21 protein-coding genes are annotated in these 24,156 nt (G+C 65.5%); 8 read left to right on the top strand and 13 right to left on the bottom strand.

What is annotated here, in order from left to right; genetic code table 11:
* Positions 1-48: 48 nt before the first annotated feature.
* Genes ACYCVF_RS34770 through mhpA form a run of 3 tightly spaced genes read right to left on the bottom strand, consistent with a single transcriptional unit; the run spans position 49 to position 3,684 of the window.
* Positions 49-1,260, bottom strand: a complete 1,212-nt coding sequence (locus ACYCVF_RS34770; RefSeq protein ID WP_459604191.1) for an ABC transporter substrate-binding protein — start codon at positions 1,258-1,260, stop codon at positions 49-51.
* Between the two features lie 41 nt (positions 1,261-1,301).
* Entirely contained in the window at positions 1,302-2,153 is an 852-nt protein-coding gene (locus tag ACYCVF_RS34775; RefSeq protein ID WP_459604192.1) for a fumarylacetoacetate hydrolase family protein, read from the bottom strand.
* Positions 2,154-2,175: 22 nt separating this feature from the next.
* Entirely contained in the window at positions 2,176-3,684 is a 1,509-nt protein-coding gene (mhpA, locus tag ACYCVF_RS34780) for a bifunctional 3-(3-hydroxy-phenyl)propionate/3-hydroxycinnamic acid hydroxylase MhpA (RefSeq protein WP_459604193.1), read from the bottom strand.
* 239 nt (positions 3,685-3,923) lie between these two features.
* On the opposite strand from mhpA, the gene ACYCVF_RS34785 reads away from it, so the two are divergent.
* The gene (locus tag ACYCVF_RS34785) at positions 3,924-5,072 is read left to right on the top strand and encodes an ABC transporter substrate-binding protein (protein WP_459604194.1); all 1,149 of its coding nucleotides are present in this window, start codon (positions 3,924-3,926) and stop codon (positions 5,070-5,072) included.
* Positions 5,073-5,086: 14 nt separating this feature from the next.
* The gene (locus tag ACYCVF_RS34790; protein ID WP_459604195.1) at positions 5,087-6,268 is read left to right on the top strand and encodes a cytochrome P450; all 1,182 of its coding nucleotides are present in this window, start codon (positions 5,087-5,089) and stop codon (positions 6,266-6,268) included.
* Between the two features lie 126 nt (positions 6,269-6,394).
* Here the strand turns inward: ACYCVF_RS34790 and ACYCVF_RS34795 are convergent, their stop codons facing one another.
* Positions 6,395-7,186, bottom strand: coding sequence for a DNA-binding transcriptional regulator (locus ACYCVF_RS34795; RefSeq protein WP_459604196.1), 792 nt, complete (start codon positions 7,184-7,186; stop codon positions 6,395-6,397).
* Positions 7,187-7,333: 147 nt separating this feature from the next.
* On the opposite strand from ACYCVF_RS34795, the gene ACYCVF_RS34800 reads away from it, so the two are divergent.
* Positions 7,334-8,317, top strand: a complete 984-nt coding sequence (locus tag ACYCVF_RS34800; protein WP_459604197.1) for a VOC family protein — start codon at positions 7,334-7,336, stop codon at positions 8,315-8,317.
* A 16-nt stretch (positions 8,318-8,333) separates the two neighbouring features.
* On the opposite strand, the gene ACYCVF_RS34805 is transcribed toward ACYCVF_RS34800, so the two are convergent.
* A complete protein-coding gene (locus ACYCVF_RS34805; RefSeq protein ID WP_459604198.1) occupies positions 8,334-8,996 on the bottom strand; it encodes a response regulator in 663 nt (220 codons plus the stop codon).
* On the bottom strand, positions 8,993-10,375 hold the full coding sequence (locus tag ACYCVF_RS34810) for a sensor histidine kinase (RefSeq protein WP_459604218.1): 1,383 nt from the start codon (positions 10,373-10,375) through the stop codon (positions 8,993-8,995). The genes ACYCVF_RS34805 and ACYCVF_RS34810 overlap by 4 nt, the downstream gene beginning before the upstream one ends.
* A gap of 190 nt (positions 10,376-10,565) precedes the next feature.
* On the opposite strand from ACYCVF_RS34810, the gene ACYCVF_RS34815 reads away from it, so the two are divergent.
* Entirely contained in the window at positions 10,566-11,423 is an 858-nt protein-coding gene (locus ACYCVF_RS34815; protein WP_459604199.1) for a DUF3280 domain-containing protein, read from the top strand.
* 6 nt (positions 11,424-11,429) lie between these two features.
* On the opposite strand, the gene ACYCVF_RS34820 is transcribed toward ACYCVF_RS34815, so the two are convergent.
* Genes ACYCVF_RS34820 through ACYCVF_RS34830 form a run of 3 tightly spaced genes read right to left on the bottom strand, consistent with a single transcriptional unit; the run spans position 11,430 to position 14,461 of the window.
* A complete protein-coding gene (locus tag ACYCVF_RS34820; protein WP_459607327.1) occupies positions 11,430-12,461 on the bottom strand; it encodes an L-idonate 5-dehydrogenase in 1,032 nt (343 codons plus the stop codon).
* A gap of 20 nt (positions 12,462-12,481) precedes the next feature.
* Positions 12,482-13,249 carry an SDR family oxidoreductase gene (locus tag ACYCVF_RS34825; RefSeq protein WP_459604201.1) on the bottom strand — a complete coding sequence of 256 codons (768 nt, stop codon included), beginning with the start codon at positions 13,247-13,249 and terminating at the stop codon, positions 12,482-12,484.
* Positions 13,250-13,261: 12 nt separating this feature from the next.
* Entirely contained in the window at positions 13,262-14,461 is a 1,200-nt protein-coding gene (locus ACYCVF_RS34830; protein ID WP_459604202.1) for a mandelate racemase/muconate lactonizing enzyme family protein, read from the bottom strand.
* A gap of 180 nt (positions 14,462-14,641) precedes the next feature.
* Here ACYCVF_RS34830 and ACYCVF_RS34835 point away from each other — a divergent pair, with 180 nt between their 5' ends.
* Both ACYCVF_RS34835 and ACYCVF_RS34840 read left to right on the top strand, forming a co-directional pair.
* A complete protein-coding gene (locus tag ACYCVF_RS34835) occupies positions 14,642-15,409 on the top strand; it encodes a GntR family transcriptional regulator (protein WP_459604203.1) in 768 nt (255 codons plus the stop codon).
* A 27-nt stretch (positions 15,410-15,436) separates the two neighbouring features.
* The gene (locus tag ACYCVF_RS34840) at positions 15,437-16,801 is read left to right on the top strand and encodes an MFS transporter (protein WP_459604204.1); all 1,365 of its coding nucleotides are present in this window, start codon (positions 15,437-15,439) and stop codon (positions 16,799-16,801) included.
* 43 nt (positions 16,802-16,844) lie between these two features.
* Here ACYCVF_RS34840 and ACYCVF_RS34845 read toward each other — a convergent pair whose 3' ends face one another.
* From ACYCVF_RS34845 to ACYCVF_RS34860, 4 genes are all read right to left on the bottom strand, one after another.
* Positions 16,845-17,081: a hypothetical protein gene (locus ACYCVF_RS34845; RefSeq protein ID WP_459604205.1), complete on the bottom strand. Its 237-nt coding sequence runs from the start codon at positions 17,079-17,081 to the stop codon at positions 16,845-16,847.
* Between the two features lie 122 nt (positions 17,082-17,203).
* A complete protein-coding gene (locus ACYCVF_RS34850; RefSeq protein ID WP_459604206.1) occupies positions 17,204-18,454 on the bottom strand; it encodes an arsenic transporter in 1,251 nt (416 codons plus the stop codon).
* A 24-nt stretch (positions 18,455-18,478) separates the two neighbouring features.
* Positions 18,479-19,762, bottom strand: coding sequence for an MFS transporter (locus ACYCVF_RS34855; RefSeq protein WP_459604207.1), 1,284 nt, complete (start codon positions 19,760-19,762; stop codon positions 18,479-18,481).
* 77 nt (positions 19,763-19,839) lie between these two features.
* Positions 19,840-22,317 (bottom strand): PAS domain-containing hybrid sensor histidine kinase/response regulator, encoded by a 2,478-nt coding sequence (locus ACYCVF_RS34860; protein WP_459607329.1) that lies wholly within the window; start codon positions 22,315-22,317, stop codon positions 19,840-19,842.
* Between the two features lie 213 nt (positions 22,318-22,530).
* Here ACYCVF_RS34860 and ACYCVF_RS34865 point away from each other — a divergent pair, with 213 nt between their 5' ends.
* A complete protein-coding gene (locus tag ACYCVF_RS34865; protein WP_459604209.1) occupies positions 22,531-23,622 on the top strand; it encodes a zinc-binding metallopeptidase family protein in 1,092 nt (363 codons plus the stop codon).
* Between the two features lie 164 nt (positions 23,623-23,786).
* Positions 23,787-24,156, top strand: a 370-nt coding sequence (locus ACYCVF_RS34870; RefSeq protein WP_459604210.1) for a biotin carboxylase N-terminal domain-containing protein, incomplete at its 3' end; no start/stop codon positions are given.

Consider the following 24,156-nt stretch of genomic DNA (forward strand, 5'->3'; position numbering starts at 1 on the left):
TGCTTGACGCGCTTTCTTGACGCGAAGCGGGACACACTTTGAAAAACATTACTTGCCGACCAGGCTGCACTTGCTGCGGTCGAGCGGACGAAAGGCCTGGTCGGGCGGGATCGTCGCGACCAGCTTGACGAAATCCCATGGGCCTTTCGATTCCTCCGGCGTCTTGACCTGAACCAGATAGAGATCGTGCACCATGCGCTGGTCCTCGCGGATGCGGCCGTTGTGCGTGTAGGCATCCGACACCGGGGTCGCCTTCATCTTCGCCATCACGGTCGCGCTGTCGTCGGAATCGGTGTCCTTGATCGCTTGCAGATAATGGCGCACGGCGGAGTAAACGCCGGCCTGGATCTGCGAGGGCATCGCCTTGCGCCGCCCATAGAATGCATCCGAGAACTTGCGGGCGGCGGGCGAGACGTCCTCGAAGAACGAGGTGACGATGAGATCACCGCGCGTCGCCTTCAGCCCGACCGATTCGATGTCGACGTTCTGGAACGACATCGGCACGATCTTCATGCCTTGCGCGGCCAGGCCGAATTCCTCGGCCTGCTTGATCGCGGTGGCATTATCGCCGGCGACGTTGATCGCGAGGATCTTGGCGCCCGACGACTGCGCCTGGAGCAGGAACGAGCTGTAGTCGGGCGTGCCGAGTTGCGCTTTGACGCTGCCGGCGACCTTGCCGCCGAGCGCGGCGATGCGGTCGCGGGCGGTCGCCTCGATCGAATGGCCGAAGGCGTAATCGCCGGTGATGAAGAACCACGGCTCCTTGCTGGTCTGCATGATGCCGGAGACCACCGCAGTCGCCGTGGAGAAGGCGTCCTGGGTCCATTGCACACTGGTCGGCGCGCAGGCTTCGTCGGTGAGCTGGTTTGCGCCAGCTCCGGAGATGAGGAATATCTTGCCGTTGCCGCGCACCAGCTCCTGCACCGCCAGCGCCGCGCCGGAGCTGCCGCCATCGGCGATGGCCTGGACCCCGTCGCTGAACCACTTTCGCGCGAGGGACGCCGCAAGGTCCGGCTTGTTCTGGTGATCGGCCTGCAGGATCTCGATCGGCTTGCCGTTGATCCTGCCGCCGAACTCCTCCGCCGCCATCCGCGCCGCCTCGACCGAGCCCGGGCCCATCGCGGTCGCGAACACGCCGTTCATGTCGGTGAGGACGCCGATGCGGATGGCGTCGCCCTTGATTTCCGCCCGCGCAGCGGAGCCCGCGAGCGTGAGTGCAATCAGCAGGGTGGCGGCGGAGGTGGTGCGGGTCGTGCCCATGGCGTTTCCTGAGATTATCGTTGATTGATCGGTCTTGACGGTCAGGCCGGTTCGGCGACCACCGTGTTGCGCAAGGTGCCGATGCCCGAGATCTCGACCTCGACGGTGTCGCCGGGGCGCATCCACAGCGGCGGCGTGCGCTTGGCGCCGACGCCGCCCGGCGTGCCCGTGACAATGACGTCACCGGGCACGAGCGGGCAGATGGTGGAGATGTAGGCGATCAGTTCAGGAACGGCGGTGATCAGGAGATCCGTGGTGGTGTCCTGCACCACCTTGCCGTTGAGGCGGGTCTGCAAGGTGAGCCTCGACGGATCGGGGATCTCGTCCGCCGTCACCAGCCACGGACCGAAACTGCCGCTCTCCGCAAAGGACTTGCCCGAGAGGAACTGGCTGGTGTGGCGCTGCCAGTCGCGCACGCTTCCTTCATTGTAGCAGGAATAGCCTGCGATATAGCCGAGCGCGCGGCTGGCGGGGATGTGGCGGCCTTCCTTGCCGATGACGAGGGCGAGCTCGCCTTCATAATCGAAATCGTCGCTGACCTTCGGCTTCACGATGGGCTGGAGATGGCCGACCTGGCTGCATGGGAAGCGAACGAACAGAGCCGGCTTCTCGGTCACGGTGCGGCCGGTCTCGGCGACATGGTCGCGGTAGTTCAGACCGACGCAGATGATCTTGCCGGGATCGGGAATGACGGGGGCGAAGGTAATGCTGTCGAGCGGATGGTCGGGCGCGGTGGACGCCACCAGCTCGGTCGCCTCGGCAACGCGACCCGCTTCAAGCAATTGCCGCAGCGTGGTGCAGGGCGCCAGGCGCGCGCCGAGATCGACGACGCCATTGGCCTTGAGGGCTCCGAAGGAGGCGCGTCCGCCGGCGATGAAAGAGAGAAGCTTCATGAGATGTCCTCGAGATTTTCGGTCAGGCCGCGGACGGCACGTTGGTCGGAGGCGTAAGGGCGGCGACGAGCCGGTCGAGCTCGGCATCGTTACGGGCGGTGCCGCGGATATAGCGGTCGGGGCGAACGAGGGCGGCCGTGAGGCCGTGCTCACGGAGCCAGTCGCCGACGCCGTCGGCATCGTCGCTGGTCAGGATTCTGACTCCTGCTTGCGAAAGAACGAGACGCGAGGGAATCGTGGCTGCGCTGTCGACGACGAGTACATGGCTGTAGCCGATCCGGTCGTCGCCGCGGCTGCCGTCTCGCAGCACGAACTGCGGCGCGAGATGTCCGGCGAGAGGCACATCGCCGAGCGCAAGCCCGGGGCCGAGCAGGGGCTTTTTCACCTCCAGCTTGACCGGCGCATTGTCGCGCGCTTGGCCGGCGGCAAGGCCCGCCTCGATCGCCTTGGTGTTGATGACGCCGCCGAGGCGAATGGCGAGCTCGATGAACTCGCGTACATGCGGCTGGCGCTCGCTCTGATAGGTGTCGAGCAGGTGGGGCGGGGCGCCGCCGCGGATCACCGCGGCGAGCTTCCAGGCCAGATTGGCGGCATCGCGAATGCCGGCGCACATGCCCTGGCCGAGAAAGGGTGGCGTCTGGTGTGCGGAATCACCCGCGAGCAGCAGTCGATCGCTCCGCCATTGTTGTGCGATGACGGAATGAAACGTGTAGACCGCGGCGCGCTCGATTTCGGCGTCGTCAGAGGTGATCCAGCGCGACAGCAGCTCCCAGACCGTCGCCGGCTGTGCGACGTCCTGGGAGTCTTCATCGGGAAGCACCGTGATCTCCCAACGCCGCCGCGTGCCGGTGCCGCGCACGTAGGTCGCCGGGCGGCGGGGGTCGCAATGCTGAAGGCTGTAGTCGCCGAGATCGTCGCGGTCGCGCTTGAGCAGAACGTCGATCACCAGCCAGCGCTCGTGGAAGCCGAGATCCTCCATCCCTGAGCCGATGAAGCGGCGTACCAGCGAGCGGGCACCGTCGCAGCCGATCACATAGCCGGCGCGGACTTCGGTGAGTTTTCCGTTCGACAGGTCTTCGTAGCGGACGCGCACGCCATGCTCGTCCTGGTCGAGCGCAAACACGTCGCAGCGGTTGCGCAGGGTGACGTGTGGCCAGCGGGCGAGACCTCCGATCAGTACGTCCTCGAGGTCAGGCTGGTGAAAGCGGTAGCTGAGATTCCAGCCCATCGGCGTCAACGTCTGCGGCCGTGACCAGTCCAGCAGCATGCGGCCGTCGGCATCCAGAAAGAGCATGCCGGGGCTGAGAATGACGTGCGGCAGGATCGCGTCGGCAAGGCCGATGGTCTGGAACACGCGCATGCATTCGTCGTCGAAATGCACCGCGCGCGGGAGATGATAGGTCCGCGCCTCGCGCTCCAGCACCAGAGTCCGTACGCCGCACAGGCCGAGCAGGTTCGCGAGTGTCGCGCCGACCGGGCCGCGGCCGACGATCACGACGTCGAAATGGTCTTGGTCGGATTTATCTTGCATCGTCTCTCTCTTCCCCAGACAGGCCATCGCATCAACGCTTCCGCGCCAAGTGTCCACACAGCGGACGCCCGGGGGCGCGAGCGGGTAGCCCGGCGCCGCACCACCAGTCATGAGACTCAGCTGTCCGCCAGCCGGACACCTCGTCGATATCGCTACGCGCCGGAGCTTCCGTTGCTTAGGGAGGAGTCAAAGGAAATAAGATTCAGGTCGCCGGCAGGCGGTCCAAGGAGGAAACGACGATGCTGCGATCTTTGCTTGGCGCGTGCCTTGCGCTGCAATTGTTTGGGGCGCCACTCCTTGCCGCCGACCTGAATGTCGGGATCATCCTTTCGGCCACGGGGCCTGCGGCTGCGATCGGCATCGCCGAGCGAAACGGGGCGGCCTTTGGTCCGGCCGAGATCATGGGCAGGAAAGTCAATTATCTGTTCCTCGACGAGGCCTCCGACAGCACGGCAGCCGTCGCGGCACTGCGCAAGCTCTATCAGGAAAGCAGGATCGATATTCTGGTCGGCCCCACCACGACGCCCGGCTCCTTCGCGGTGATCGACCCGGCCGTCGAGTACAAGGTGCCTGTGATCACGCTCGCGCCGGTGAATGCGCTGGTCGCACCGGTCGACGCGCGGCGGCGCTGGATCTTCAAGACCACGACCAATGATGATCACGAGGCGGTACCTCTGTTCGCAAACATGAAGAAGACCGGTGTCAAGAAGCTCGCGCTGATCGGATTTGGCGATTCGTATGGCGACGCCTGGAGCAAAGTCAGCGCCGACTTGTCCGCGAAATCCGGAATCGAGATCGTCGCAGACGAGAAATATGCGCGGACGGATACGACTGTCGTCGGACAGATCCTGAAAATCATCGCAGCGGGTCCCGATGCCGTGCTGATCGCCGCTTCGGGTGCGCCGGCAGCGCTGCCGCTGCTGCAACTGCGCGAAAAGGGCTATTCCGGGCAAATCTACGGGACCCTCGGCGCGACCTTCGGCGATTTCCGAAAGCTGACGGGGACGCAAGGCGACGGCATCTTCGTCCCGCTCAGCCCGGCGGTCGGGGCCGCGTCTTTCCCGGACGAATACTCCGCCAAGAAATCAGCGCTTGATTTCATCCAGCGTTACGAGACCAAGTTCGGGCCCGACAGCCGAAATATCTTCGCGGGCTCCGCCTACGACGCGCTTCTCCTGATCGAACGCGCGGCGCCCACGGCACTGAAGACGGCAGAGCCGGGGACCGCCGAATTTCGTGAAGGCCTGCGCAGCGCCATTGAAGGATTGAAGGGCATCGCGGGCTCCCGCGGCATGTACAATTACGGTCCCGACGACCACACCGGCCTGGACCAGAGTGCCTTGATCCTCGGCAAGCTTGAAAAAGGCCAATGGGTGGCAGTGCGCTGATCGGGAGACGGAAGATGATCTCACCGGAAGCGGGCTGCCCGGTCTACGATGTCGATCTCTATGAGGACGACGTCCTCAACGATCCCTATCCGCATTACCGTGCGATGCGCGATCTCGGCGCTGTGGTTTGGCTGCCGCGGAACGGGCTGTTTGCGCTCGCCCGTTTCGATGACGTACGGGCGGCCTTGCGCGCTCCGGGACTGTTCTCGTCGGCGCAGGGCGTGGCCGCCAACGACCACGTCAACGAGATGTCGCGCGGCACGACGCTCGCGAGCGACGCGCCATTGCACGACCGGCTTCGCGCGATCATCGCCGCGCCGCTGCTGCCGCGCGCGCTCGAGGAGATCGGCCCGCAGATCAGGGCCGAAGCGCGGCGGTTGGTCGATGACCTCGTGGATCGCCGTGAATTCGACGCCGTCACCGACCTCGCGCAGCACCTGCCGCTCACCATTGTCTCCAAGCTCGTGGGACTTGAAGACTACGGCCGCGGCAGCATGCTGCGCTGGGCTTCGGCCACCTTCAACGTGCTGGGTACGATGAACCCGCGCGGCTGTGCCGCCTTGTCCGATGTCCATGAAATGCGCAGCTATCTCGGCGGCCCTGCGATCCGTGAGCGGTTGCGGCCCGGCAGCTGGGGCGACCGCATCTTCGCAGCCGCCGATCGCGGGGAGGTCGAAGCAGAGCGTTGCCCGGTGCTGATGCGCGATTATCTCGGGCCGAGCCTCGACACCACGATCTTCGCAACCGCGAACCTGATCATGCTGTTCGGCCGCAATCCCGAGCAGTGGGATCTCGTTCGCGAAGATCCTGCGCTCATACCCGGCGCCATCAACGAGGCGCTGCGGGTGGAGTCGCCGATCCGGGGCTTTACGCGCCATCTCACGGCCGCGGCAAAGATAGGTGATGCAACCATTCCAGCCGGCAGCCGCGTCCTGTTGCTCTATGCCTCGGCCAACCGCGACGAGCGAAAATGGCATGATCCGGAACGCTTCGACGTGCGTCGCCGCGCCAGCGACCACCTCGGCTTCGGCAACGGCGCGCATATGTGCGCCGGGCTGCATCTGGCCCGGCTGGAGATGACAGCGTTGCTCGAAGTGTTGGCGCAGCGGGTTGTGCGATTCGAGATCGGCACGCCCGTATTGGCGCTGAACAACGTGCTGCGGGGCCTTGCCTCGTTGCCGGTCCGGGTGGGCTGAGGCATATCCGGACCCGAACGGCCATGTTGAAGAATGATCCGGAAAGTGCGTAGCAGTTTTCCGAAAGATCATGCTCAGGCAACAATCTAAGGGCGCGATGACGATCCAGCCAAATCTCGTCGCACGTTAGTCGACCACCTGAATGGCCGCAGCCGCCTCGTGCAACGGCGCGACGAAAGCGGCAATTGCCTCGTCCAGGTCGAGCGCCGAGCGGATCCAGATGATGGATATGCAGCCGAATACGGCGCCGTTCCGCACGATGGGCACGGCAATCGAAGCCGTCTTCGGATTGTACTCGCCCTCGCTGCGGATCGCGTAGCCGCGCTCCTGCGTTTCCGCGATCATGCGGTCGAGACGGGCTCGATCCAGGAAGGGCCGGTCGTCGGCCTCGTCGATGCGGCGGAGATGACCGACGATGAGATCGCGTTCGCGCGCGGCGCAGGCGGCGAGATAGGCCCGGCCCGCGGACGTTCGCAGCATCGGCAGGCGCTTGCCGATCATGCCGCGATCGATCGAGAGGGGGCTGCGCGAATGCGTGGTTTCCTGCACCACCATGGCTGCATTCTCGTACGTCGAGAGATCCACCGGCCAGACCAGGCTTTTGCCGAGCTCGGCGAGAAAGGGCGCCGCCGCCTGACAGATCACCACGCCGGGATCGTAGCCGTCTCCGAGGCTCAGCGCTCGTCTGGTCACGCGAAAGCGGTCGTCGCTGGCACTCCGCGCGATGTAGCCGAGTTCCTCCAGCGTTTCGAGCAGGCGGTAGACCGTAGGGCGAGGCAGGTCGAGCGCGCGGGCAACGTCGCCGGCGCGGATGCCGCCGGAGCGGTTGACCTCCTGCAGCACGTCCAGCCCTCGCTTGAAGGCGCGGACACCCTCCGACTGCCGCGGCTGGCCGTTCCGCGTCCGCTCCTTGGACACTTCGTATTTCCTCCCTTGTAGCCGATGGCCCCGCGATTATCGTCCTTGCGACCGCGAAGCGATAGCATGACGGCACCGTAGGATCGTGCGCGGCCGGTATCAAGTTCACCGCGCTGCGGCGGGCACGATGCCCTCGGGAGGATGTCGATGGAAATCACCGCGCTCGGCTATATCGGGATCAATTCATCCCAGCTCGACCAATGGGGCCGGATGGCGACCGGGCTGCTCGGCATGCAGCAGGTCGACCGCGGCGGCAAGATGCGAGCCTATCGTATGGACGACCGCAGGCAGCGCCTGATCGTCGACGGCAGCAGCGATGCCGGCCTTGCGATGATGGGCTGGGAGGTTCCTTCGACCGCCGAATTGGACCAGTTGGCAGGACGGCTGGAAAGCCATGGCATCAAGGTGGTCCGAGGCTCGCGCGCGCTCGCTGACGAGCGGCATGTCGCCGAGCTCATCGCGTTTGCGGACCCCGCCGGCAACCGCTTGGAGGCGTTTTGCAAGCCGGAGCTTGCGAGCGAGCCCTTCAAGCCGGGACGACCGATCTCGGGCTTCCGCACCGGAGCGCTCGGCATGGGGCATGTCGTGCTCAATGTGGAGGATGTCGAGCCTCTGTTGCCGTTCTATCGCGACGTGCTCGGCTTTCACGTCTCCGACTTCGGGCTGAAGCCGTACGGGCTCTATTTCTTTCACGTCAATGGCCGCCACCACTCCTTTGCGATGGTCGGCTCCGGGCGGAAGGCGATGCATCACTTCATGGTCGAGCTCGGCAGTCTCGACGATGTCGGACAGGGCTATGACCTCGCGCAGATGGAGGAGGGGCGCATCGCCTATACGCTGGGCCGGCACACCAACGACCACATGACGTCGTTCTATGTGAATACGCCCTCCGGCTTCTTCATCGAATATGGTTGGGGCGGGCGCGTGATCGATCCCCAGACCTGGCAGCCGCACGAGACCTTCGACGGGCCCTCGCTGTGGGGTCACGAGCGGCTCCATATGCCGGAAGAGCAGCGCAAGCGCCTGCGCGACATGCGGCTCGATGCGGCCGCCCGGGGCGTCCGCGTCGCCGATCCGCGTGTGCCGCCACTCAACTGCGCGTGGCTGGACCAGGTGGTTGCGCGCGAATGATCCGCGGCCAGGCAGCTCAGGCCTCGCCGAGATCGACCTCGGTCAATATCCCCTGGCGCAGCGCCAGCCGGACCAGCTCGATGTCGGAGCCGACGCCGAGCTTGTCCTTGATCAGGGAATGCAGGTTCGCCACCGTCTTCGGGCTGACATGCAGCGTCTCGGCGATCTCCTCCGTCGTGTTCTCGGCGAGCAGCAGCCGCAGCACCTCGAATTCGCGCGGCGTCAGCACGTCGGCGGCCGAGCTCTCGCCGCTGATGCGGCTGAGCGCAAGCTCGTGGTCGATGTCGGGGCTGATGGCGATCTTGCCGGCGAGCACGTCCTTCACCGCCTGCACCAGCGTCTCGGGCGGGCTGGTCTTGGTGACGTAACCTCTCGCACCGGCCCGGATCGCCTGCACGGCAAAGCTTGCATTCTCGTGCATGGTGAAGACGAGGATTCGGGCCGCCTTGTCCCACTGCCTGATCCGCCTGACGGCCTCGATGCCGCCGATGCCGGGCATGCTGAGGTCCATGATGACGAGGTCGGGCGCCTCGGATTTGTACAGCCGGTAGGCTTCCGCGCCGTCGGCCGCCTCGGCGACGACGCGCAAGCCGGGCTGCTTCTGGAGCACGGAGCGATAGCCCTCGCGGACGACGGAATGGTCGTCGACCAGCAGGATGGTGGCGTCGGCCGCGCTCATGCCGCGTGCTCCAGCGCGTGCCGATCGGCGGCCGCGAGCGGAATGAACACGCGCAGCGCGGAGCCGTGGGGGCCGGTCTCGAAACTCAGCCGGCCGCGCAGCGCGGCGACGCGCTCGCGCATGCCGAGCAGGCCCATGCCGGATTTGACGGCGGCATCGTTCGGCCGGCCGTCGTCCTCGACCGCGAGTGCGATCTCGCTTTCGGCCATCGTCAAATGCACGCCGACCTTCGTTGCGTCGGAATGCTTGGTCGCGTTGGTGAGCGCCTCCTGCACGATGCGATAGAGGTTGGCGCTGACGGAGGCGGGCACGCGCTCGAAGGCGCCATCGAACCGGATCTCGAACCGGGTCTGGCCGCGGCTGCGGCCGTTCCACCCAGACACCAGTCCTTCGAGACTCGCGACCAGGCCGAGCTCCTCGACATCGGGCGGCCGCAGCCGGAACAGCGCGCCGCGCAGCGTCTCCATCATGCCGGTCGCGGTCCGGGCAATGCCGTCGCACTCTCCCAGCAATCCGGGACAGTCCTGCGCCGCCGTCTGGCGAGCGGACGCGGCGAGCGCGCGGATGGCGGCGAGCGACTGGCCGAACTCGTCATGCAGCTCGCGCGCGAGATGGCGGCGCTCCTCGTCCTGGAGCGCGATCAGCTTCCGCGTCAGCTCGCTGCGCTCGGCGAGCGCGGTGTCGAGGCTTTCGGCGAGGTGGTTGAAGACGTCGCGGATGGCGGAGAGCTCGGCGAGGTCGAACGGCGGCAGCCGCGCGGTGAGGTCGCCGGCGGCGATCCGCTCCAGGCCGTTTCCGATCATGCGGGTGGAACGCAGTGCGCGCGCCAATGCGGCGTAGACCAGCGCACACAACAGCGGCAATGCGATCGCAAGCGCGATCATCAGGCGGCCGGCCTCGTGCCAGGCCTCGGCGGTCTGGACGGCGGGATCAACCCAGACCACGGCTTCGCCAAGCTTCGCCCCGCGCGCGATCACCGGCCGTGCCGCCTCGCGGCCGGGATCGAACAGGCTGCGATAGAACGCCGCGAAGGCCTGCGGCGGCGGGCTCGCCGGGTTCGGCGCGCCGCTACAGAAGCGTTGCTGCATCTCGCCGCTCGCGCCGCGAAACGCCAGACACAGGCCCGGCGTCATCACATACGCCGCGACCGGGTCGAGGTTCGGAAAGTCGGCGCGCGGGCCTGCCACCCATTGGACCTTGCCCTGCTGCAGCTCCAGCGACTTCGCCACGATGGCGGCGATACCGTCGGTCCGCGCATGTACCGCGCGGTCGGCCGCGATCAGGAAGTAGGCGGAGATCGCGGCGAAGCAGACGGCCGAGATGGCGGCGACGCGCAACGTCAGACGGACCTTGAGATCGAACCTCGGGCGGTTCCACATCGGCGGCACCTGGTGCGAGCGGGTTTGTCGCTTGCGCATTAAACGGCAGAACGCCAGCGGCGGGAAGCGTTCCCGCCTTGCCGCAGTGCAACCGTGAAATTTTCCCGGAATTCGTCGGGATGGACACGGTTGTACGGCCTAAGTTGCCCCATCCAGATTGAGGAGCCGTTCCATCCCACGAGGTCCGTTCATGCGCCGCTGCCGGTTGCCTCTCGCTTTCCTTCTCTTCGTCATCTCTTATTCGTCGGCCGATGCCGAGGCTGCCATTGGCGTTGCCATGGACGATTTCAGCTATACCGATACCTCGGCTGAGCCGGCCGACCAAACCGCGGCCCACGAGCGGCGGCTGGCGGCGTTCATGGCCGCGCTTCGAAGGGACATCGGAGCGGACCCCCGCTATCGGCTGGTTCCGTCCGCCCAGGACGGCGCGGCGTTCAAAGTCATCGGCGGCATCCAGAAGACGAGCACGCTGGTGCAATGGGCCAAGGTCGCCGTGATCGAAATCGGCGCCAAGAAGCTCGTGATGGACAAGCTCTACAGCTTCCGCGGCGACAATGATGAGGCATGGGAGCGCGCGGAGATCTTCGTGTCCCGCGAGATCATGGCTGCGCTCGCGACGCCCGCGCCGGTCGCGCTCGCCGTGTTCGACTTCGAGCTCGAGGATACGACCGCCGCCTCGGCCGGCGCATCGGCGGCGTCAGACAAGTCATACATGGCCGAGGTCACCGGCAGCGTGCGCGAGGCGCTGGGCCAGTCCGGCCGCTACCGCATCGTCGATGTCGGCAGCAAGGCGGGGAAGGGGCGTGCCTTGCGCGACTGCGGCGGTTGCGAGGCGGCGATCGCGAAAGAGCTCGGCGCGGACCAGTCGCTGATCGGCGTGGTACGGCGGGTGAGCCGAACCGAATACACGCTCGGCTTCCAGGTGCGCGATGCCAGGACTGGCGCAGTGCTGATGCGTGGTGACAGCGGCCTGCGCATGGGCGCGGACTATTCCTGGAAGCGCGGCGCCGTGCGGCTGGTCAGCGACCGGCTGATCGAGAGCCGATAGCGCGGTTCAGAACGTCAGCTGCACCTTCAGCGATTGCGAGCGGTCGCTGGCGAGCTCGAAGGCGGCGACCGCATTCTCGAACGGCATCGCGGCCGTGATCAGCGGCTTCACGTCGATCAGGCCTTCGCCCATCAGGCGTACCGCGAGCTCGAATTCGGGATCGAAGCGGAAGGTGCCGCGGAGCTGCAATTCCTTGGCGACGATGGAGTTGATCGGCAGCGTCATCTCGCCGCCGAGGCCGAGCTGCACCAGAGTCGCGCCCGGCCTGAGCACGTCGAGCGCGGTGCGCAGCGCAGCCTGATTGCCCGAGGCTTCGAACAGCGTGTCGAATACGCCCTTGCCGGCGCGCCAGGGATCGAGTGCGGCGGCGTCCGTGGCGACGTTGATGGCGTGGGTAGCGCCGAGCTTTCCGGCGACTGCGAGCGGTGCGTCCGCGACATCGGTCACCACGATCTCGGCGGCACCTCCGAAGCGCGAGACGAGGATCATCAATGCACCGATCGGGCCGCAGCCGGTGATCAGGACGCGCTTGCCGAGGAGGGGTCCGGCCTGCTTGCCGGCATGCAGGCAAACCGCCAGCGGTTCGGCGACCGCGGCCTCCGCGAGCGAGAGTTCGTCGGCGATCGGCACGGCCTGCGTCGCATCGACGGTGATGAATTCGCGAAAGCCGCCCTGCACGTGGGGAAAGCGCATTGCGCTGCCGAGGAAACGCATGTCGAGGCACTGGTTACGCATGCCCTCCCGGCAATGCAGGCACACTCCGCACGGCTTGCTCGGATTGACGGCAACGCGCGTGCCTGGCTTCACGCTGCTGACGCCGTCGCCGACGGACGCGACCACGCCGGCGATCTCGTGTCCCAGCGCCATCGGCTGCTGGATGCGCACGACGCCGAAACCACCGTGGTGGTAGTAGTGCAAATCGGAGCCGCAGATGCCGCCATTGGCGATCTTGACGCGGACTTCGCCCGGACCCGGCGCCGGATCGGGATAGAGGTCGATCCGCAGGTCTTTCGGTGCGTGGATGACGACGGCGCGCATGGGCTGCTCCTGGTTCGCGGTCACATCGCGGCGATCATGCCGCCATCGACATAGATGATCTGGCCGTTGACATAGGTCGAGGCGTCCGACGCCAGGAAGATTGCCGCGCCCACCAGCTCGTCCGGCTTGCCCCAGCGCTTGCTGGGGATGCGGCCCATCAGCCAATTGTTGAAGTCGGCGTTGTTGACCAGCGCCTCGTTCATGTCGGTGAGCATGTAGCCGGGGCCGATCGCATTGGCCTGGATGCCGTGCTGGGCCCATTCCACCGCCATCGAGCGGGTCAGGTTCTTGATACCGCCTTTTGCCGCCGTGTAGGGCGCGATGGTGGGGCGCGCAAGCTCGCTGCCGAGCGAGCCGATATTGATGATCTTGCCGTGCTTGCGCGGGATCATGCGCTTGCCCGCCTCGCGGCCGATCACGAAGGCGCTGGTGAGGTCGGTCTCGATCACCTTGCGCCATTCGTCGGTGGTGAACTCGACCAGCGGCTTGCGGTGCTGGATGCCGGCGTTGTTGACGAGAATGTCGACCTCGATTCCTTCGCGGTCGAAGCGCTCGAAGGCGGCGACGATCGCGGGCTCGTCGGTGACGTCAAAGGCTGCGCCTTCGGCCTGATGACCGAAGGCACGGAACTCGGCGACGGCTTGCTCGACGCGCTTGGGATCGACGCCGTTGACGATGATCTTGGCGCCGGCCTTCGCCATACCTTCGGCGATGGCGCGGCCGAGGCCGCGGGAGGAGCCGGTCACGAGTGCGGTGCGGCCGGAAAGATCGAAAAGGGAAGTGCTCATCTCGAGAAATCCTTAGACGTTGGAACGGCGCACGGCGAGATCGGAGCGGTCAAAAACGGCGGGCAGCAGGTCGACGCCGAGGCCGGGCCCTTCCATCGGATAGACGAAACCATCCTTGATCACCGGCATCGTGGTGACGAGCTCATTGTACCAGCCATTGTAGAAAGCGCGCACCGATTCCTGGATCAGCGTGTTGGGCTGGCTGAACGACATGTGGATGGCGGCGATGAAGCCGATCGGGCCGATGCAGTCGTGCGGCGCAAAGGGCCGGTGATAGGTCTCGGCCATCGCCGCGATCTTGCGGCCCTCGGTGAGGCCGCCGGTCCAGCACAGGTCCGCCATCACCACGTGCATGGCGTCTCTGTCGAGCATGTCCTTGTAGGGGAAGCGTGAGCCCAGCGTCTCGCTGGCGCAGACCCAGACGTCGGTCGAGCGCGCATACTCGGCCAGCGCCTGCGGTGAGTTCATCCGGATCGGGTCTTCGTACCAGGTCGGCTTGTAGGGCTCGAGCGCGCGCGCGATCTGCTTGGCCGTCGGCAGGTTCCACAGCGAGTGGAGCTCGACCATGATCTCCATCTGGTCGCCGACCGCCTTGCGGATCTTCTCGAAAGGCTCGATCGCCTGCTTCATCTGCGCGGCGGTGATGTAGAGACCCTTGTTCTCCTGCGCGGCCGGATCGAATGGCCAGATCTTCATGGCGGAGATGCCGCTTTCAAGGAGGCTTTCGGCGAGCGCATCGGCGCGATGCATGAAGCCGTCGAGATCCTCGTAAGGCCCCTTGGAGGCGCCGAGATTCCAGTTCGCGACCGGGCTGATATTGGTCGAGCGGACATATTGAGTGCCGGCGCAAGTGTTGTAGATGCGCTGCTTGTCGCGGCAGAGGCCGCCGAGCATCTGGTGCACCGGCTGGCCGCAGACCTTGCCGAACAGATCCCACAGTGCGATGTCGATCGCGGAGGCGGCGCGATATTCGACACCGGTTGAGGACTGCGCCATCGGCAGGTTCAGCATGTCGCGATGGATGGCTTCGATGTGCAGGGGATTGCGGCCGAGCAGGCGGGCGGCAAAGGTGTCGTGGATCTGGGCCTCGACCGCGCCCGCGCCGTAGAACGTTTCGCCGAGCCCGATCACACCGGTGTCGGTGTGGACGCGGACCCAGATGACGTTGGAAAATTCCTCGGTACGCAGCGTCTCGATCGACGTGATCTTCACGGCAATTGTCCTCCCCTCACAGACGTCGTGCGTCCGTCGTCTCATTTTGCGCTGCAGCATGTTGCAGTTCGCGTGGGAGTCTTACGCTGGCTTGTAATATATCACAACATGTTTTAAGGCTCGACCAAATAGGAGGGCGCCATCCAGCAACGAGAGCGCGGGCCAACGGGAGGGAACGACATGGCAAAGCGCAAGCGCGCGCTCGAGGTGGTGAGAAACGACGACGACGGCGAGGGCAAGCCCTCGCGGCACAACCGGCTCAATTTCTTCGAGCTGGCCTATCAGAAGATCGAAGAGCTCCTTGTTCACTGCGAGCTCAAGCCCGGACAATTCATGACGATGCTGGAATTGCAGCACATCACCGGCTTCGGGCGCACACCGGTGCATCACGCCGTCAATCGTCTGTCCGCCGATACCCTCATCATCATCCGGCCTCGTCACGGCCTGCACATCGCGCCGATCGATCTCGCGCGAGAGCGCATGCTGCTGGCCCTGCGCCGCGACATGGAGCGCTTCGTCGTCCGGCTCGCGGCCGATCGCGCCAGCCTCTCGCATCGCAATCAGGCGCTGCACATCGAACGTGTCTTGCGTGAACGCCGCGCCAACCTGACCCTCGACGAGTTCAACAGTATCGACCGCCGCATCGACGCGCTGGTGCTGGACGCGGCCGGCGAGCCGTTCCTGGTGCACACGCTGCGGCCACTGCACACGCTGTACCGCCGCATCGGCTACATCCATCACCGCTTCATGCCGGGGCAGGCGGATCTGTCAGGGACGATTGATCGTCACCTCGCCATTCTCAGTGCCATCGCCGGCCGCCACGTCGAGGACGCCGTGAAGGCGAGCGACGCCCTGATCGACTACATGGACCAGATGTTCACCGGCATGGAGGCGGGGATCGATCCGCGGCTGCTCGATTGCAGTATCGAGCCGCTGCTCGACACGTAGAGAGTTTCGAAGAGAGGACCCAAGAAAATGTCAACGATGGCGATGCCACAACCTACCGCGAGCGAGGCAGCGGTCCGCTACCTCATCACGAACTACAGCCCCAAGGGCAACAAGGTCGGCTGGCTGATGATGGCCTCGATCCTGGTCGAGGCCTGGGACCTCTATTCGATCGCCTTCGTGCTGATCTTCATCAAGGAGCAGTACAATCCGGATCCGCTGATGCTCGGCCTTGCCGCGGCAGGCACGCAGGGCGGCGCCATGATCGGCGCGCTGCTCGGTGGCTGGCTGTCCGACAAGATCGGCCGCCGCGTCATGTTCCTGGTGACGATGGTGATGTTCATCGTGCTGGCACTGGCGCAGGCTTTCGTGCCGAATGTTGCGTGGCTGGTCGTGATCCGCTTCCTGCTCGGCATTCCGCTCGGCTCCGACATCTCGACCGGCTACACCTACATCATGGAATCCATGGCCAAGGGCGAACGCGAGGTCATGGGCAACCGCTGGCAGTTCATGTTCGCCGTCGGCGAGGTCCTGACCATCGGCGTCATCGTGATCTTCCTCCTGATCGACATGAACCACGAGATGCTGTGGCGCGTGACGCTCGGTCTCGGCGCGGTGCCGGCGCTGATCATCCTCATCATGCGGCACGACGTGCCGGAGACGGCGGTGTGGCTGGTACAGAAGGGGCGTTACCGCGAGGCCAAGCAGGTCGCGCGCGAGATGTTCAACGACAATCTCGACATGCTGCCGGACCGGGACGTCCAGGTGCCGAAGACCAGCACGCGTGCTTTCCTCGCCGACCTCAAGAAGGATCCGATCCGCTGGCGCGCGACGATCTACGGCTGGATCGCCTGTTTCGCACAGGCGAGCGAGTTCTCGACCTTCGCATTCTACCTGCCGGTGATGTTCGCCATGGTCGGCGTCTCCTCGATCCTCGGCAACAACCTGGTGACGATGGCGCTGTTCTCCTTCGCGGCCCTGTCGGGCTGGGTCGGACCCCTGCTGACGCCGAAGATAGGCCATCGCGGCATCTCGATCGCGGGCTTCTCGATCGTGCTGGTGTCGCTCCTGATCGCGGCTTTCGCGCTCTACACCGACAACAAGATGCTGTTGCCGTTCGCCGCGGCCGGCATGCTCTGGGGCCATTATTGGGATGCCTCGAACTGCATGACGATCCCGACGATGGTCGCCCGTCCGCAATACCGCGGCACCGCCAGCGGCTTCGCCTATATGTTCGTGAAGCTGCCGTCGTTCCTGGCGATCTTCCTGTTCCCGTCGCTGTTCGCCGCGATCGGGCAGGCCAACGCCACGCTGTTCGTCGCGATCTTCCCGGTGATCGGATTGCTTGCCGCGATCTTCATCCTGCCGGAAGTCTACGGCTACGAGAACGACTGACGATGCGCGCTCCCGGTCGCGGCCTTGTGTCCGCGATCGGGCTCTACGGGCTCAGGAAGACGGGATCGATCCCGGTGCCATGGCCGAGCAGGCCGATGGCCTGAAGCTGGGCCGTGTGCAGGTCGATCTCCAGGATGGCGAGCAAGGCCAGCAGCACCACGACGGAAAGGACGAGAACGGGATGGGACGTCTCCGTACGGCCTTTGCCGGGCGCAAAGAAGCTCTGAATTCCGCGACGCAGCGAGAAGCCCTGCGGCAGCGACTTTGATCGAATCTGCATGATCAACCTTCCTTGCCGCGGCCTGTCCGAAGCACGCGGCCAGTGAACTCTATCCGCCGCCGCACCGCCGGCATTGATGCACCGCAAACGGCTGCACTTGTGCGGACGACGCGCTTGTGCCGCTACCTGATCGCAGCCGCCAGTGCACCGATCAAGGCAGGCGGCGTCACCAGCAGACCGAGCTTGAGGAACGGCCAGGCGCCGACCTCGATCTTCTCGCGCCGAAGCGCGACCAGCCAGAGGATGGTGGCGAGCGAACCGGTTACCGACAGATTGGGGCCGAGATCGACGCCGATCAGGATGGCGCTGACGACCGGAGCGGGCAGATGATCGCTGGCGGCGACCGAGCCGGCGACGAGGCCGACAGGCAGATTGTTGGCGATGTTGTCGGCGAGCGCGGTGGCGATACCGACGCTCCAGGCGGCCTTCGTCACGGATTGTCCGATTGCCTCCTGCAGCAGCGCGCTGAGCTGCGCGATCACGCCGGTCTTCACCAGCGCTTCCACCATGACGAAGAGGCCGCCGACCAGCGGCAGTACGCTCCAGGACACACCCCGCAGCACGGGCAAAGGCGATTGCCGGCCGATCAGCAAGACGAGAGCAGCCGTCACCACGCCGCAGACGAAGGTCGGCAGGCCCAGTTGCTTGTCCAATGCGGACGCCGAGACCAGCACGACGCCGACCGCCACGATGCCTATTGCCGTGAGCTTGCCGCCGCGTCCAAGCTTCGGGTGCGGCACGCTCCGCGCGATCGTCTCTTCCTTCAGTGCGCGGTGCTGGGTCAGGCGCAGCACCATGTAAGTGAGCAGGATCGAGGCCGCCGAGGGCAGGGCGAACAGGCGAAGCCATTCGGCGAGCTCGGGCATGCGTGCGCCGAACACGACGAGATTGGCGGGATTGGAGATCGGCAGGACGAAGCTCGCGGCGTTGGCAATGAAGGCGCAGACGAACAGATAGGGCAGCGGCTTTGCGCCGGCCGCGCGCGTCGCGGCATAGACGGCCGGCGTCAACACGATGGCGGTGGCATCGTTGGAGAGCAGCACGGTCACGAGCGTGCCGACGACGTAGATCAGCAGGAACAGCCGCTGCGGCGAGCCACGTGCATATTCCACCGCGAGCGCGGCCAGATAGTCGAACAGGCCCTCGAGGCGCGCCAGCTCTGCGATCAGCATCATGCCGATCAGGAAAAGATAGACGTCGACGCCTTTCTCGATGCCCGTCAGCGCGTCCGGCCACGGCAGCAAGCCAAACAGCACCAGCGCGCCGGCGCCGATCAAGGCCCAGATCGCCTCGGGCAGGCGAAACGGACGGATGATGACGCCTGCGGTTGCGACGACGATGATGCTCCAGGCCCAGATGGCGTCAGACGGCAAGGTCAATCCTCGAATGCAAGGGGATCATTCGGCAGCGATAGCCGAAGCCGACGCCGCTGTCTTCCCCTGCGGGCGCTGATCGCCATCGTCGCTTTGCCGCGTCTCTGGCAGAGCAAGGAGGCAGATGACCGCGCCGATCGCCGCCACGGCGCCGAGCGAGATGAACGCAGCATTGTAACCGGCGCCGACGACGACGAGGCCCGCCAGCGTCGTCGACAGCGCTGCGCCAATGCTCTGGGCGGTGATGACGGCGCCCTGCGCGACGTTGAAGCGGCCGGTGTTGCGCATGAGGTCGGCGACGATGACGGGAAAGATTGCCCCGAAAATGCCGGCACCGACACCGTCCAGAAGCTGCACGCCGACCAGCCAGAACGGATTGTCGCCGAGCGTATAGAGCGCACCGCGGATCGGCAGGATCAGCAATGCCGCGAGGAAGAAGCGCTTGTGGCCCCAGCTGTCGGCCCGCGCGCCGACCAGCATCGCGAACGGCACCATGACCACTTGCGCCGCAACGATGCAGGCCGACATCAGGCTGGTACCCATGTTCTTGTCCTGGAGCGCAAGCTTCTGCCCGACCAACGGCAGCATCGCTGCGTTGGACAGGTGAAACAAGACGACACAGATCGCGAAGACCAGAAGTGGGCGACAGGTCAGGAGTACGCCGAGGCCGGATGGGTGTTCGGGTGCGCTATCGATGCGAGACCGGTGCAGTCCGCGCGCGAGACCGTGGTCGATGGCCCGTTCAGGGATCGTCAGGACGCTGACGAGGCTCGCGATTGCCATGGCCCCGAGAAGGTAGAACACGACGGTCGGTCCGAACCAAAACGCGGAGAGGCCGGCGATGCCCGCTGCGACCGCGTTGCCGGCGTGGTTGAAGGTTTCGTTGCGGCCGATGCGTCGGGTAAACGCGGCATGCCCGAAGATGCCGAGCGAAACGGCGGCGATTGCTGGCGGGAAGACCGCGGCAGCGGCTTGCGCGATGCCCTGCGAGACTACGACCGGCAGGAAGTCTGGAAACAACGGCAGTGAGAGCGAGGCCACCGTCACCAGAATCGCAGCGGTTGCCATGACCAGCCGTTTCGCCCGCGTGGCGTCGACCAGCGCACCGGCCGGCGTCTGCGCCACGATGCCGGCGATCGTCGCAATCGACATCACGAGGCCGATGCGAGCCTCGTTCCAGTGCTGCTCGGTGAGCAGATAGACCGCCAGATAGGGGCCGAGCCCATCGCGGACGTCGGCGAGGAAGAAATTGGCCGCGTCCAGCGCACGGCCGGCGCGCCTCGCCTGATCAGGGTCTTGGCTCGACATGCATCCTCGATCGAGGCTGGGAAGCGCCCCCGGCGAAAACCGATCTCACGGCAGCTTTGCTCCGTCAGGTGGCGTACTCACCGCGCCACCGACAGCTTCTCCGTGATCGCCTTGCGCAGGATGCGCGACAGCGATTCCACCGAATACGGCTTCTGGATCAGCTCGAAGCCGCGATGGGCGCTTTCGGCGAGCACGTTGCTGTAGCCGCTGGTGAGCACCACGGGCAGGCCCGGATAGCGCTCGCGGATGATGCCGGCGAGCTCGACGCCGTTCATGCCGGGCATGATCACGTCGGAGAAGACGAGGTCGACGGCAAATTCGTTCTCACCGAGGATCGCGAGCGCCGCGTTGGCGTTGGCGACGCGGCGGACGACGTAGCCGAGGTCTTCCAGAAGCTCGGTCGAGAACCGGCCGACATCGTCGTTGTCCTCGACCACCAGCACGCGATAGCCGCGCCCGGTGGTCGCGGCCTCGCTGGTGAGCGCCGCGGCTTCCTTCTCCGTGGCCGGGCTTTGCGCCTGCGGCAGATAGATGGTGAAGGTCGCGCCTTTGCCTGGCGCGCTCGTCACTGCGATGTCGCCTTCGGACTGCTTTGCGAAGCCGAAGGCCTGGCTGAGACCGAGGCCGGTGCCCTTGCCGACCTCCTTGGTGGTGAAGAACGGCTCGAAGATCGAGTCGAGATGTTCCGGAGCGATGCCGCTGCCAGTGTCGGAAACGGAGATCGCGACATAGTCGCCGCCGCGCGCCGATTGCGCGCGCAGGCTCGGAATCCCGGAGACCTTGCGGACGGCGATGGTGAGGCGGCCTTCGTCCTCCATGGCGTCGCGGGCGTTGATGGCGAGGTTGATCAGGGCGGTCTCGAACTGGGCGATGTCGGCCACGGTGAAGCAATCGGCTTCCTGAACGTCCACGGCGATTTCGATGCGGCCGCCGACGAGCGGCCGGACCAGCTGCGCCACGCCTTCGACCTGGCTGCCGACATTGAATATCTGTGGCTTCAGCGGCTGCCGCCGCGCGAACGCTAGAAGCTGCGCCGTCAGCTTGGAAGCGCGCTCGACCGTGTCGGAGATGGCGTCGACATAGCGGCGGCGGCGCTCCTCGGGCAGCTCGCGGCGGCGCAGGAAATCGGTCGCCGACCGGATGATGGTGAGGAGATTGTTGAAGTCGTGCGCGACGCCGCCGGTGAGCTGGCCGATCGCCTCCATCTTCTGCGACTGCCGCAGCGCTTCTTCGCCGCGACGGCGCTCGGTGACGTCGACGGCCTCGGGCACGGCGCCCGTGATGTTGCCGTGGCGGTCGAGCACGGGGCGCATGCCGAAGTCGAAATCGCGCTCGCCGACGGGGAGGCGCAGCCGCATCTCCAGCCGGACCGCTTTACCCTCGAGCACGGTGTGGAAAGCATCGCGCACCAGCGCACTCATGCCCTCCGTTGCGCTGAACCAGGGCGTGTCCCAAAACGGCTTTCCAATGACATCCGACGAGTCGGCCTTGATGTCGTCCAGTGCGGTCTTGTTGGCGTAGAGCAGCTCGCCCCTGAGATTGACCAGGCCCTGATACTGATTGCTGGTTTCCAGGATCGCGCGCAGCCGCGCCTCGTTCGCCTCCAGCTCGGCGGTGCGTTCGGCAATGCGCTCTTCCAGCGTCTCGTTGAGCCCGCGCAGCTCGATCTCGGCCTGCTTGGCCACGGTAATGTCGTGGGCGACGCCGATGAAGCCGATATGCTTTCCGGTCGGATCCCAGCGCGGCTGCGATTCCGATCGAAGCCACCGCCATTCGCCGATCGCGTTCCTGTAGCGCGCTTCCAGCACGAATGGCTTGAGGGACGCTTCACCATCGACGGATTGCTGGAGCACGCGCGGCAGGTCGTCGGGATGCAACACCTTGCGCCAGTCGAAATCGATCGCCTGCTCGTAGGGCAGGCCGACGAAGTCGACATAGGCGCGGTTGGCGAAGGACCGCTTGCGGTCGAGCTTGGTCACCCAGATCGGCACCGGTGCGCTGTCGGCGATCAGCCGGAAGCGCTCTTCGCTTTCGCGCAGTGTTTCGCGAGCCAGAGCCTGGTCGGTGATGTCGATATGGGCGCCGACGAGGCGAATGGCCCGGCCGTCCTTGTCGCGCTCGATCTTGGCGACCACGCGGATCCAGCGGGTCTCGCCGTCGCTGGGGCGGATGATGCGGTATTCGGCGGTGTAGTCTTCGTTCGTTCCGGCGAGAGCATCGAAGAAACGCCTGACAGTCGCGTCGCGATCGTCGGGATGGATGCGATTGACCCACTCTTCGTGCGATTCCTCGGCAGCTTCCGGCGGCAGGCCGTGGATCATCAGATATTCCGGCGAGCGACGGTTCTTGAAGCCTTCGCGGAAATCGACCTCGACGCCGCCGACCTTGCCGATGCGCTGAATGCGCGCGAGCTCGGCCTCGCGCTCCTGCAACGCGCGATAGGCGTTGTCGCGCTCGCGCGCGACGTCTTCGAGGTGCTGGCGCAGCCTTTCGGCGGCGACGGTCTCGGGCAAGGGTTCGTTCAAGACATCGGCCGTTGTCATGCAGGTGCGCACGTGCCGGACCGATATTCACACAGACGGAGCGTGATGGCCATTGTTTAAAGGGTAAAGTATCGGGAAATAGGGCGCGTGCTTGAACGCGGAGACGACGCGGTGGCAACGTTCGGCCGGGCAATTTGTTCCGGACACTGGAACGATCGGCCGATCGAGGAGTCTTCGCGAGACGCGCACTCTTTCATAAAGCTCCCTTTCCGAAGAGGCTAAATCTTGAAGCTCTTTGTCTGTCAGGCCTGCGGTAATATCCTGTACTTCGAGAACCGCGCCTGCGAACGCTGCGGACATCGGGTCGCCTTCATGCCGGAAAAGGAGACAATGTCGGCGATCGAGCCAGCCGGAGAGGACTGGCGGACGCTGGCCGACAATGGCGAAGGCCGGATGCTGTGCCGAAATGCCGAGTACGACGCCTGCAATTGGCTGACGGACGCGGGCGATACCACCGGCTATTGCCGCGCCTGCCGCCACAATGGGACGGTGCCGAACCTCTCTGATCCGGTACAGCTCGCCGGATGGCGCGAGCTGGAGGTGGCCAAGCACCGTCTATTTTATTCCCTGATCCGCTGGAAGCTGCCGCTCCAGACCCGGCAGGATAATCCCGGACATGGCCTGATCTTCAATTTCCTCGCCGACGACCCGCACAGCGGACAGAAGGTGATGACCGGCCACGACAACGGTCTGATCACGATCGCGCTGACCGAGGCCGACGATATCGAGCGCGAGCGGCGCAGGCTGGAGCTGGGCGAGCCCTACAGGACGCTGCTCGGACACTTCCGCCACGAGGTCGGGCACTATTTTTGGGATGCGCTGGTGCGCGACGGCGGCAAGCTCGACCAGTGTCGCGCCATTTTCGGCGACGACGCGGCCGACTACGGTCAGGCCTTGCAGCGGCACTATGCCGAAGGCCCGCCGGCCGACTGGCAGCAAAGCTACGTCTCGGCATACGCCACCACGCATCCCTGGGAAGACTTCGCCGAGACCTGGGCGCACTACCTCCACATCGTCGACACCCTGGAAATGGCCGCCGAGTTCGGCATGGAGGTGCGCCCGAAAGTCGACCGCGACGGGGAGTTGACCGCGCGCATCCGCTTCAACCCTTACGAGGCAAGGGATGTCGAGGCGCTGGTCAATGCATGGCTGCCCTTCACCTTCGCCATGAACAGCGTCAACCGCGCCATGGGCGTGCGCGACCTCTATCCATTCATCCTGTCGCCCGTGGTGATCGCCAAGCTGGGGTTCATTCACGACCTGATCCGGGATGTGGCCAAGGCCGGGCAGCCTCAAGCAGCCGCACGGCGTCCCTAGGGCTCATCGGGTCCATTTCGGTCTTGCGCTGGTACGCCAGGAGCCCCGGATTTAGACCGTTGCCTCCGGCCAATTTTGATGTACCACGGGGGCCACACGGCCCGTCCCACAGGTCGCAACGGCCAGGGGAAGGGTCCCGCCCAAGGTCGAGACTCAAGAAAAGCATGTTCAAACGCATTCTGATCGCCAATCGCGGCGAAATCGCCTGCCGGGTCATCAAGACCGCCCGCAAGATGGGAATTCAGACGGTTGCGGTCTATTCCGAGGCCGACCGCGATGCCCTCCATGTCGAGATGGCCGACGAGGCCGTGCTGATCGGCCCGCCGGCAGCGGCCGAGAGCTATCTGGTGATCGAAAAGATCGTCGAAGCCTGCCGCAAGACCGGCGCACAGGCGGTGCATCCCGGTTACGGCTTCCTGTCCGAACGCGAGGCGTTCCCGCGCGCGCTGGAAGCCGCCGGCATCGTCTTCATCGGCCCGAACCCGGGCGCGATCGCGGCGATGGGCGACAAGATCGAATCGAAGAAGGCGGCCG

Source organism: Bradyrhizobium cedriense (genome assembly GCF_054602315.1).